14 protein-coding genes and 1 pseudogene are annotated in these 9750 nt (G+C 60.3%); 7 read left to right on the top strand and 8 right to left on the bottom strand.

What is annotated here, in order from left to right; all coding sequences use genetic code 11:
* The 3 genes and pseudogenes from VKM35_RS06240 to VKM35_RS06230 all read left to right on the top strand — a co-directional run.
* A pseudogene (locus VKM35_RS06240) lies at positions 1-125 on the top strand (glutathione S-transferase family protein); the annotation flags it as partial.
* Between the two features lie 525 nt (positions 126-650).
* A complete protein-coding gene (locus VKM35_RS06235; RefSeq protein WP_324319480.1) occupies positions 651-1550 on the top strand; it encodes a hypothetical protein in 900 nt (299 codons plus the stop codon).
* Between the two features lie 8 nt (positions 1551-1558).
* Positions 1559-2080: a hypothetical protein gene (locus VKM35_RS06230; protein WP_324319478.1), complete on the top strand. Its 522-nt coding sequence runs from the start codon at positions 1559-1561 to the stop codon at positions 2078-2080.
* A 130-nt stretch (positions 2081-2210) separates the two neighbouring features.
* Here the strand turns inward: VKM35_RS06230 and VKM35_RS06225 are convergent, their stop codons facing one another.
* Positions 2211-2750 (bottom strand): hypothetical protein, encoded by a 540-nt coding sequence (locus VKM35_RS06225; protein ID WP_324319476.1) that lies wholly within the window; start codon positions 2748-2750, stop codon positions 2211-2213.
* Between the two features lie 362 nt (positions 2751-3112).
* Here VKM35_RS06225 and VKM35_RS06220 point away from each other — a divergent pair, with 362 nt between their 5' ends.
* Positions 3113-3880: a slipin family protein gene (locus tag VKM35_RS06220; RefSeq protein ID WP_324319474.1), complete on the top strand. Its 768-nt coding sequence runs from the start codon at positions 3113-3115 to the stop codon at positions 3878-3880.
* Between the two features lie 182 nt (positions 3881-4062).
* Here the strand turns inward: VKM35_RS06220 and VKM35_RS06215 are convergent, their stop codons facing one another.
* The 7 genes from VKM35_RS06215 to VKM35_RS06185 all read right to left on the bottom strand — a co-directional run bounded on the left by VKM35_RS06215 (position 4063) and on the right by VKM35_RS06185 (position 7205).
* Positions 4063-4455 carry a VOC family protein gene (locus tag VKM35_RS06215; protein WP_324319472.1) on the bottom strand — a complete coding sequence of 131 codons (393 nt, stop codon included), beginning with the start codon at positions 4453-4455 and terminating at the stop codon, positions 4063-4065.
* Positions 4456-4518: 63 nt separating this feature from the next.
* Positions 4519-4893, bottom strand: coding sequence for a VOC family protein (locus VKM35_RS06210; protein WP_324319470.1), 375 nt, complete (start codon positions 4891-4893; stop codon positions 4519-4521).
* On the bottom strand, positions 4890-5297 hold the full coding sequence (locus tag VKM35_RS06205; protein WP_324319468.1) for a VOC family protein: 408 nt from the start codon (positions 5295-5297) through the stop codon (positions 4890-4892). Before VKM35_RS06205 ends, VKM35_RS06210 begins: the two co-directional genes overlap by 4 nt.
* 31 nt (positions 5298-5328) lie before the next feature.
* Positions 5329-5574: a pentapeptide repeat-containing protein gene (locus tag VKM35_RS06200; RefSeq protein ID WP_324319465.1), complete on the bottom strand. Its 246-nt coding sequence runs from the start codon at positions 5572-5574 to the stop codon at positions 5329-5331.
* Positions 5571-6023: a MarR family winged helix-turn-helix transcriptional regulator gene (locus VKM35_RS06195; RefSeq protein WP_324319463.1), complete on the bottom strand. Its 453-nt coding sequence runs from the start codon at positions 6021-6023 to the stop codon at positions 5571-5573. Before VKM35_RS06195 ends, VKM35_RS06200 begins: the two co-directional genes overlap by 4 nt.
* 172 nt (positions 6024-6195) lie before the next feature.
* On the bottom strand, positions 6196-6624 hold the full coding sequence (locus VKM35_RS06190; protein WP_324319461.1) for a PaaI family thioesterase: 429 nt from the start codon (positions 6622-6624) through the stop codon (positions 6196-6198).
* Positions 6625-6707: 83 nt separating this feature from the next.
* Positions 6708-7205, bottom strand: coding sequence for a hypothetical protein (locus VKM35_RS06185; RefSeq protein WP_324319459.1), 498 nt, complete (start codon positions 7203-7205; stop codon positions 6708-6710).
* 219 nt (positions 7206-7424) lie between these two features.
* Between VKM35_RS06185 and VKM35_RS06180 the strand changes: the two genes are divergently transcribed.
* The 3 genes from VKM35_RS06180 to VKM35_RS06170 are packed head-to-tail and all read left to right on the top strand — an operon-like array spanning position 7425 to position 9740.
* Positions 7425-8291, top strand: coding sequence for an ATP-binding cassette domain-containing protein (locus VKM35_RS06180; RefSeq protein ID WP_324319457.1), 867 nt, complete (start codon positions 7425-7427; stop codon positions 8289-8291).
* On the top strand, positions 8242-9087 hold the full coding sequence (locus VKM35_RS06175; RefSeq protein WP_324319484.1) for a hypothetical protein: 846 nt from the start codon (positions 8242-8244) through the stop codon (positions 9085-9087). The genes VKM35_RS06180 and VKM35_RS06175 overlap by 50 nt, the downstream gene beginning before the upstream one ends.
* Complete coding sequence (locus tag VKM35_RS06170; protein ID WP_324319455.1) at positions 9042-9740, top strand: hypothetical protein; 699 nt, start codon at positions 9042-9044, stop codon at positions 9738-9740. The genes VKM35_RS06175 and VKM35_RS06170 overlap by 46 nt, the downstream gene beginning before the upstream one ends.
* The last annotated feature ends 10 nt before the right edge of the window (positions 9741-9750 follow it).

Raw genomic sequence — 9750 nt, 5'->3', positions numbered from 1 at the left:
CGAACCGACCGCAGCTCACTGCGTATCGCCAGCGTCTGCTTGCACGGCCCTCGTTCGCACGCGCCGTCGACGAAGCGCGGCCGTATCGCGACTATTTTCCGCTGGGCGCGCCGGACCGGGATTGAAGACAAAAATGGGAGTCGCGCACGTTCTGCCGAAAGGGACGTATTCTGACGCCCATTTGTTGCGTGAGAACGACATCGGAGACGCGCTTGGGATGCGCGAGGAAAAAGTAGATTTCCATTTCAACCGGAAATTACTTCGGCCGGAAAAGTGGTGTTGGAAATCCCTGATCTCGTCGTGGTGACTGCGTATTCGATAGCGGCCACGAATCAACCGGCATCCGTTGCCTGGGCACATCCACCAACCAAGCAGAGACGTTCGTCCCGCTCCTGTCGACGTCCGTCCCAGTCGCCTCGACAGCGGGGCTGAATGCAGATATTTCCTTGCCTGTCGGATTGATCCCGATGCATCGCGATGTTCGGATTCTTCTCGGTGGCCTGTTAGATAGAAATGCAGTTTAGTCCGCGAGAAGTGCCTCGCGATATGGAAGCTTGTCGCCATTGGCGACGACAGTGCCGAGCGCTTTCTTTCTCGTTTCGGAATGGGCCTAAAAGCGGGCCGAACACGCGTCATGGAGTTGATTGATCGTGAAAACAGGGTTACTTGCTCTTGCTGTTGTCGCCATTGCGGCTGCCGTCATTTTTCTTTCTTCAAAACAGCAGCACGCATCCGCCGCCATGGTCGCCGATGTCGCGCCGGCTTCGACGCGCCCAGGCGATGGAAATTTCGACGGTGCGCAGATACCTGCCAGAAAGCATTCCGCTGATGAGGCGAGCTACGCGACCGCAGTGGATCTGGCCTCGATTGCCGCGGTCATCAAGAGCAAGGCCGACGCCGGTGATGCCACGGCGCAGCGGATCTACGGGCAGATGCTCGAGGAGTGTCACGCCTACAGTCTAGGCCGCAGGACTTTCAAGGCCGATGTCGAGCAGCTCGCGAAGGTGACGCCTGCGCTCGCAGAAAGTTACCGGTCAGCCGCAGCCATCCGCGAGAAACGCTGTGCGCGTTTCACGGACGGCGTGGCGATCGCCGGCGATGAGCAGTATTTCTGGTATGCCCGCGCGGCGTTGAAAAAAGATCCGCAGGCCACCGCCAAGATCCTGGTCAAGATGGACCCGGCCAACATGAGCGATCAGGCGTTGCGCGAAGCCACGCAGATGGTTGTTTCTTCCAAGGATCCGGAAGCGCTGATGGAGCTGTCGAAGGTCATGGGCGAGCGCTATCAGTCACGCGCATCGGTCCTCGGCGCCGTCTCCGGCAGCCATCGCAGCGAATACGCCTGGCGACTGACGGCTTGCCGGCTCGGGGCGAATTGCACCGGTAACAGTCCTGCGCTCATCGACTACTGCCTGTACTCGGGTTTTCGATCCGCCTGCAACGGCAGCGATTTGCAAGAGGCTTTGAGAAGGGAGGCGCTTTCACCGGAAGACTACGAAGTGGCAATGAATCAATCCACCGCTCTGATTAAAAATATCAACAACCCATAGGGGATTTTATGTTTCGACTATTGCTTGCACTGATTTTCCTTGGCCTGTTTTCGCAGGCTTCCTTTGCCCAATCCGTTTCCGTCACGGTCGGGCAGGGCATCTATTCCGGTTTCGGCCCCGGCACCTTGCTGGGCGAGGCGAACGTCATGCAGGACGTGGAAGTCCGCATGGCAGCGCAGACCAACGTGATCGGCATGTATCGCACGACGAATGGCCCGTCGACCTTGCCGATCGGCACCATCGTGACCGTCACGTACAGGGATGGTTCGAGCGAGAAATTCATCGTCACCGGCACCGTCGGTTCCATGCAGGCGGCACCGATTGCCGGCACGCAGAAAGACAAGAATGGGCACCCGATCAATACCTGCGACGCGACCTGCGCTCCCGCGGCAACATCGGGTAGCGCCGGCGGCAACGAGGGCGGTGGTGCCTCGTCATCGTGGTGGAATACCTTCTGGCAATGGCTGACCTCCTACTTCAACCAGCCGGTGCGTCAGGGGCACGTGGACATCGGCCCCATCGAGCAGTAGGTCGCCCGGATAGTGTGGCCGCTGCAAACGAACCCCTTCCGTCTGGAAGGGGTTCTTCGTTTCCATAATTCGAAGGGGCCGATACGCGGCAAAATGGCATGCAGAACAGAGGCGCGCGGATCAGCGGGCGCTAAATTGCAGCCGTCATGCTTGCCGATCGCGCAAACAACCACGCCGACGCGAGCCACAGCGCAACGAAGACGCCGGTCAGCCCCGCTATCACGCCGGGCTCGGCAGTGAAGGCGGCCAGTGCGATGCCGCCGACCAGCGCCTGCGTGATCGCCATCGCGACCAACACGCGCGCCATCCCTCGCGGCTGGAAGCGCACGATGAGGGCGCCGATGATTCCGACGGTGAGGACGCCGGCAAACATCAGGTTGGCGCGATCGTGTTCGCTGCCGATGATTCCGACGGCGAGGTTTATCCAGACAAGGAAGAAGGCTGCCACGATGGCCACGCCGACGGCGGCCCGGTACGCGGTGTTGTGCGACATCCTCGCGCCCAGTTCGTAGGCGCTGCAGGCGCAGAGCAGCATGGTGCCGAAGACGGCGAAATCGAGCAGAGTCCAATTCACGTCCCTGGTGAACTGCATCGCCACCAGCGGCAGCAACAGCAGGCAGGCTGCGCCGCTCCAGACGACGAATCCCCAACGTCCGCTGCCTTTCTTCATGTTTGCTGCCATTGCCTGGTCTCCTTGTTTTCTTTGGGCCTTCAAGCTGGTCTGTGTGATCTTCGGGCCCCGAAGGATTTCCAGTTTCCGTGGTGCAGGTGAAGGCGTTGCGCGTGGCATGTGAAGTGGGGAAGAAGTCCTTCAGCGCGTCAGTGGAAACGGATGGCGGCTCGTGTCCCGCGCGAATCGTCCGGCCAATGCATCCATCCGGATATAGCGAATTTCCAGCGGTTTTTCTCGCTTATACCACCGTGGCCTTGTTGCCGGATTCCAATCCGTCGGCCTAGCGTGGCGTCACCGTCTGCACATCCCGGGACAGCCGTCACGGGCGCAGGCGCCATGAGAGGACCAATAGACACTTGATGAACGCCATTCTCACACTCTGTGTTGTTTCCGCCATCGTGATCGCGGTGTCGGGCTTTCGCATCTGCCAGGAATACCAGCGTGCCGTGGTATTCCGGCTCGGACGCTTCCAGGCCGTGCGCGGCCCCGGCTGGTACTGGAATATTCCGCTGATCGAATGGCAGCGACGCCTGGACATGCGTACCTGCACGGTCGATATCGAGCAGCAGGAAACGGTGTCGCGCGACAGCGTCACGATCAAGGTCAATGCGGTGCTGTGGTTTCGCATCGTCGACCCCGAACGTGCGGTGATCTCGATCCAGGACTATCGCGCCGCGGTTTACCAGGTGGCGTTGACCAGCCTGCGCAACATCATCGGTCAGCACGACCTGGACGACGTGCTGAAATCGCGCGACCGCATCAACGAAACGTTGCGCGCGATGGTCGACGAGGCGACCGATCCGTGGGGCCTGTCGGTGGAAATGGTCGAGATGAAGGACGTCGAGATTCCGATCGCCATGCAGCGCGCGATGGCGCGCGAGGCCGAAGCGGTGCGTGAGAAACGCGCGCGCATCATCAAGGCCGAAGCCGAACTCGAATCCTCGGTGAAGCTGCGCGATGCCGCGCAATTCATCGCCGACAATCCGGCGGCGCTGGAGTTGCGCCGCATGCAGATGGTCACCGAAGTCGGCGCCGAACATAACACCACGACGCTGATCATGATGCCGTCCGACTTCATGACCCTGGCCAAGCGTGCTGGCGACTACCTGCAGGCCAAGGCCTCGTAGACGATCGCGTTGGATTGCCGAGATTAGGCGCGCTCGGTGACGCGAACGGAGACTGGGGAACGTCCTATCCGATGCAATTCGAAGCCGCAACGCCCGCGTTGCGGCTTCTTCTATTGAGAGAGGCGCCTTCGCGGCGTCGCCGGACGCACTCACTCATCTGCGACGAGAAGCCACAACGTTCGTCAGCGCGCCTTCTCGCGAAACTGCACGACGTTGCCTTCTGGGTCGTGACCATCGCAGACGCGTCCGCCCTGGAAAAACCACTCGCGTTCGCGCGGGTTGAGTTCGCCGCCAAGATCGGCTGCCAGCTTGCGCACGGCATCGATGCTTTCGACGTGGAAGACCAGCTTGATCGGCGTGTCTTCTCTTCGTGTGGGCGGCGACGTGAGCGTGATCGATTCAGCGATCCCAGCCGGAATCGCCAGGATTACCAGCTGGAATGCGGGCGATGCGAGCACGACGTGATCGGTTTCCGAATGCGTCAGTTGCAGGTCGCAGATCCGGCTATAGAAGGCGCTGAGGCGTGCGACATTCTTTGCGTAAACGACAGCGCCCACGGCGGCATGCTGAGACATCTGAACTCCTTGGGTTGTTTGCGCCTGCAATCATTGTCCGCGCGATCCGGCGTTTTAATGTTCTCAGTCGGTTCGTCGATCGGCGATATGCCACAGCACGCCGGTGGGATCGGTCAGGTACAGGACGCGCAAGCCCCAGGGCTGCATCGTCGGTGGCTTGAGCATGATGTCGGGATATTTCGCCTTGAGCCCTGCCGCTTCGATGTGCCGCCACCAGTCATCGGCATCCTCGACCATCAGATGCATCATGAAATTGTCCGCGAATTGCGCTACATGGAAATTCTGCAGAAGGAAACGAAATGCGCCGGCTTCGAACTCGGCCACCTGTTCGTTGCCCCAGTTGAGCTTGAAGCCGAGATCGAGATAGAACTGCTTTGAAATCTCGTGATCCTTCGCGGGTACGAAGGTCTTCAGGTCGAGAACGGCAGGCATCTTCATGGCTTGTCTCCGGGCGCTGCGTCCGTTGCGACGGTTTCCAGAGCCTCGCCAAAATATAGCGTGTGCCCTTGGTCGTCCTCGATGACGAATTCCCGCGTGTCCCAGGCGGTCTCGTGCACTTCCTTCAGCAGGCGAATCCCCTTCTTTTTTAGGCTGTCCGCCGTTGCCGCGACGTCATTGGTTTCGAGATAGAGATGGAAATGCCCGCCCGCCCTGACGAATTCGATCGAGGGGTCCTTCTCGTCCACGAGCTTGAGGTGGAAGAGCTGATCGCCGGCGCGGATGCCTGCGTAGAAATCCTGGTGCTGGAATTCCAGCGTCAATCCCAACTGAGCGGTGTAAAAGCGGATCGATGCCGCCAGGTCGGTGGTTCGAAGCTGGGCGATCACGGCGCTGATCTTCATCTTTCCTCCGATGATTTGCGGATGCAGTGAATCAGCGGGCGCCGTAGGCGCGAAGCAGTTCGGACACGAGGATGCCGTTGATGGTCATGCCTTCGAGGTTTGCATGTGTGATCGCGACATGGCTGAAGTCGATGTCATCGAAGGTCGCGCCCAGCAGCGAGACATTGGTGAACGCAGCACCGGAAAGATTGATGTTGTTGAACCGCGCCGAGCGCAGATTGACGTCATCGAACTGCGCGTCGGCAAGCGAGGTTTTTTCGAATTTCGCGGCGGTCATGATTTCTTTCTCCGGGGTTTCACTGGCGTCGCTGGTGCCGCGACGGGGATTGCGCTCGCGGCATGTCCGCCAAGAATCTCGCCGATGCCTTCGAGCAGCGCGCAGGCCCGCAGCAATACGCGGCGATCATCTGCGCTGAGGGTGGTGGCGATGATCTCGGCCAGCGGCGAGTCCTCCGCCTGCGCCGCGGTGACCAGGCGTTTCCTGCCCAGCGCCGTCAACCCAAGCAGCCATCGCCGGCCGTCGGAGGCATGCGCCTCGCGGGCCAGCCAGCCATCGCTTTCGAGTTCGGCGACCAGGCGCGTCAGCGACGGCAGCTTGACGCCTTCGCGCGCGGCCAGCTCGGTCGGCGTCATCGGGCCGGCGCGATAAAGTTGGCCGATCACGCTGAGCTTGGCGGTGCTGACGCCCTCGCCCTGCAATCTTGGCCGCAGCCGGCGCGCGAGCATGAGCACCGCCCTGCGCAGCCGTACCGCACATTGAGTTGTCTCGGAACTGGTTCTGGTCATGGAGATACAAAGAATAGTCTTTGGATATCATAAGGCCGATCTTTGTATATTTCAAGTCTGACGAAGATTGGGGTCGATGCGACGCAGGCGATCCGCGCCGTATTTCGCCTCCTTACCGCCGGATCATCGTCGCCAGCATCGTTGCGACCAGGACTTGCTCGTCTTCCTGATCGGCCCAGACATCGCCGCGCGTCACCATCAGCGTGCGCCCAGGCTTGAGCACGGTGCCGACCGCACGAAATTTTTTGCCGGCGGCGGGACGCAGCAAATTGAGCTTGAATTCCACGCTCAGCACGTCCGATCCTGACGGCATCAGCGACAGCGCCGCGAAACCGCAGGCGCTGTCGACCAGCGTGGTGACGATGCCGGCATGCACGAAGCCGTGCTGCTGGGTCAGGTCGGTGCGATAAGGCAGCGAAATTTCGACCTCGCCTGCGTCCACGCGTGTGAGCAGCGCGCCGATCAGGCGCATCGCCGGCTGCTGGTCGAAGCAGGTACGGACGCGTTCGGCGAAGTCGGCGGCAGGTGCGAGTTTGTCCATGGTGTTGGCAGCCTAGAGTGGGAAGTTCGACCGTCGCAACGATGCCGGCGCGATGACGCCTGCACATGGCGCAATCGATGCGCCTAATCGATGCGGTACACCCGCGCCTTCGGCAAATCTTCATCGACCTGCAGGAACCAGCGGCCGGCGATGCCCGGCACCACCACGATCTCCGGCGCTTGCATCGGTTTGCGCAGTTTCATGCTGCCCTTGAGCACCTTCCATTGCTGGCCGTTCTCGAGTTCGAAGACGGTGCCCGGCTCCCAGCCGCTGACCACACCCTTGAGACGGCTATGAATGGGTTCGACATCCATGCCGATGAAGGAGGCATGCGGCGGTTGTGCTTCGCGCGCTGGCGCTTCGGCTTTCGCGGCAGCGGTGACAGCGACGGCATCGTCGCGCAGCACGGCATTGAGCGCAGTCAGTTGTGCTGGCGACAGGGTATCGAGGCCGGTCGCGTGCAATTGCTCGGTCGTGAGACGCTGCTCGATATTGACGTAGGGTGGCTGCGCCAACGCCAGTGCTGCGATGGCCATCAGCAGAAGCGTCAGCGTGAGGGCAAGGGTTCTTCTCGCGAACATGGTGTTTCTCCTGCGTGGCGTGATCCCGGCAGGCGCCGGGAATTCTGCATCTGGATGGCGATTCTAGTCCGGGCTTGTTTCAGGTTTGCATTCTTGCCGCAAGCTTCGGAAAAATCACAGCACAGGTCACCCTTCTCGGGATGTGGGAGCAGCGGTCGAGATCGCCCCCGCGCTGCCTCGAGCGACTAGAATGGCCGTAGGAACCACCAAGGGGCGCTTGTGATCGCTGTCGATAATCTGTCTTTTGCGTACAAGAAGACCCTGCTCTACCAGAACTTCAATCTGCGACTCAGCGAACCCGGTGTCTATGGTGTGTTCGGCCGCAACGGCAGCGGCAAGTCGACATTGCTGAAATTGCTGGCGGGGTTGTTGTTTCCACGGCAGGGGCGCATCGATGCAATCGGCTTTGCGCCGCGCGACCGCCACCCCGATTTCCTGTCGCGGGTCTACATCGTCCCCGAGGAGTTCCATCTTCCCGATCTGAGCGCAACGAAACTCGCGCAGACGCAATCGGGTTTCTATCCGGCATTTTCCGCGAAGGCGTTTGCGGACTATCTCGAGATCTTCGAGTTGTCGGCCAGCCAGACCTTCGGCGAGATGAGCCTGGGCCAGAAGAAAAAAGCCGCGATCGCTTTCGCACTCGCGACCTTCACGCCGGTGTTGCTGCTCGACGAGCCCACCAACGGGCTGGATATCCTCGGCCGCGACCAGTTCAAGAACATCGTCGCGCGACCCGAACAACGCGAGCGCCTGATCCTGATCAGCACGCACCAGGCGCATGATCTGGAGCGGATCATGAGCCATATCCTGTTCATCGATTCCGCGACGCTGGCCTTGTCGGCGACGATGCCGGAGTTGTCGGCGGCGTTGACGATGGGTGTTGCGCAGAATGCCGGAGATCTCGCGGCGGTCGCCGATGTCATCTATCACGAAGCGATGGGCCAGCAGTTCGCCTACGTCGCTGCCAACCGCACCGGGACCGCTGGCGCCGTGCATCTGGAGCTGTTGTACAAGGCGTTGAGCTTGAACAAGGCCGGTGTGCTCGCGGCGTTGCAGGCCGCGGACAAGGAGGTTGCTCATGTTTGATTTCACGCGCTTCCGGCGGCTGGCCGCCGCACACTGGGCCGAGTATCGCCGCGCCTACGCCTGGTTTTTCGGCATCGGCATGATCGTGCAGTTCGTTCTGGTGCTGATCATCCTGTCGATGCCGCACGGTTATACCTCGCTCGGCAACGATGGCCAGGGCACAATCTATTTTTGCGGCTTGTTTCTTACCGCGCCAATTTTCGCCGGACGCTACTTCCAGGCGATGGCCAAGCGCGAATCGGCGCTGGTGTTGATGATGCGGCCTGCGTCTATCTTCGAGAAATGGCTGCTGGCGATCATCGTCATCGCGTTGCTCTATCCGCTGGTCTACACGCTGGCCTTCTATGTCTGCGATGTGCCCGCTTGGCTAATCGCGGCTTCGCAAGTGCAGCATGCGTTGGCGTTGCTGCCGAAGGACGCGCCGGAGGAATCGACATACCTGCTCAGGTCGACGTCATATACGTTGTTCGTCGTTTGGCAGCCGATGCACCTGTGGCAATTTCTTGGGTGGAATTTGATGCTGGCCCCCTTCGAGGCATTCGCCGTGCTGGGCAGTCTCTATTTTCGTGCCATGCCCTTCATCAAGACGATACTCGCGGCGTTCTTCGTATTGCTGGCGTCGATCTTCCTGTCGGCCATCTTCGACAGCAATCCGGCGGCTTTTTTTGGTTTCTGGGACGACCATACCAAGCTGGCTGCTTGGCAGATGGTGTTTTTCCCCAGTGTCTGGTTTGGCGTTCCGCTGCTGCTGTGGCTATCTTGCTTTTTCGCCTTGCAGGAACGGGAGATAGTCTGATGAAACGTACGACCATCACTTTCCTGGCGGCGCTCGCGCTCTTTCTCGGCACCATCGCCTCGTCGAAATACAGCGTAAGCAACGATTTCATCCAGAAGCCATTGGATTTTTCCGGTATCGATACCGTGCAGTTCGAATCGGCGGGTCTCAGCGAAATCGCGATCTCGAAAACGCGGGCTCCGATGTTGCGTCACCGCCCGGATGACGCGGCCAAGATCCAGGTGACGCGGCAGGGCAACACCTTGCTGATTCGTTCGGATACGTCGCAATACGGCGATGTCGAGCTGATCATCCCGGCGACCATACGCACCCTCATCACTCAGAGCGCTCGCGTCGGAAGCAAGGACAAACTGGATTCACTCGATATCCGGGCCTCCGAGGACCTCTATTGGAGTGGCGACATCAAGACGCTGCGCATCACCGACACGCGCGCATACGGCGGCTGCAGCCCGCGCTGCCAGAATGGCCTTCATGTCGAAGATGGTGCGATCGCCGATCTCACCATCGCTACGCCGGCAGGCGAGGTGACGCTGAATCAGGCCGATGATATAAACAACGCCACCTTGCTACTGGGCCCCGATGCATCGTTTTCGCTGCTGAATGCCCATCATGTCGACCGGATACGTGTTGTCGATTTCGAGAGTGGCAAGTAACGGGTCGAAG

It is taken from the genome of Arenimonas sp. (genome assembly GCF_035312645.1).
In the GTDB taxonomy this organism is placed as follows: domain Bacteria; phylum Pseudomonadota; class Gammaproteobacteria; order Xanthomonadales; family Xanthomonadaceae; genus Arenimonas.
This window is presented reverse-complemented; position numbering and strand designations above follow the sequence as displayed.

What these genes read in the sequence shown, in the direction of transcription:
- VKM35_RS06210 (WP_324319470.1), bottom strand. Translation starts at nt 4,893, where the DNA reads ATGAAGATGCCTGCCGTTCTCGACCTGAAGACCTTCGTACCCGCGAAG.
- VKM35_RS06220 (WP_324319474.1), top strand. Translation starts at nt 3,113, where the DNA reads ATGAACGCCATTCTCACACTCTGTGTTGTTTCCGCCATCGTGATCGCG.
- VKM35_RS06200 (WP_324319465.1), bottom strand. Translation starts at nt 5,574, where the DNA reads ATGACCGCCGCGAAATTCGAAAAAACCTCGCTTGCCGACGCGCAGTTC.
- VKM35_RS06185 (WP_324319459.1), bottom strand. Translation starts at nt 7,205, where the DNA reads ATGTTCGCGAGAAGAACCCTTGCCCTCACGCTGACGCTTCTGCTGATG.
- VKM35_RS06190 (WP_324319461.1), bottom strand. Translation starts at nt 6,624, where the DNA reads ATGGACAAACTCGCACCTGCCGCCGACTTCGCCGAACGCGTCCGTACC.
- VKM35_RS06205 (WP_324319468.1), bottom strand. Translation starts at nt 5,297, where the DNA reads ATGAAGATCAGCGCCGTGATCGCCCAGCTTCGAACCACCGACCTGGCG.
- VKM35_RS06230 (WP_324319478.1), top strand. Translation starts at nt 1,559, where the DNA reads ATGTTTCGACTATTGCTTGCACTGATTTTCCTTGGCCTGTTTTCGCAG.
- VKM35_RS06225 (WP_324319476.1), bottom strand. Translation starts at nt 2,750, where the DNA reads ATGAAGAAAGGCAGCGGACGTTGGGGATTCGTCGTCTGGAGCGGCGCA.
- VKM35_RS06195 (WP_324319463.1), bottom strand. Translation starts at nt 6,023, where the DNA reads ATGCTCGCGCGCCGGCTGCGGCCAAGATTGCAGGGCGAGGGCGTCAGC.
- VKM35_RS06215 (WP_324319472.1), bottom strand. Translation starts at nt 4,455, where the DNA reads ATGTCTCAGCATGCCGCCGTGGGCGCTGTCGTTTACGCAAAGAATGTC.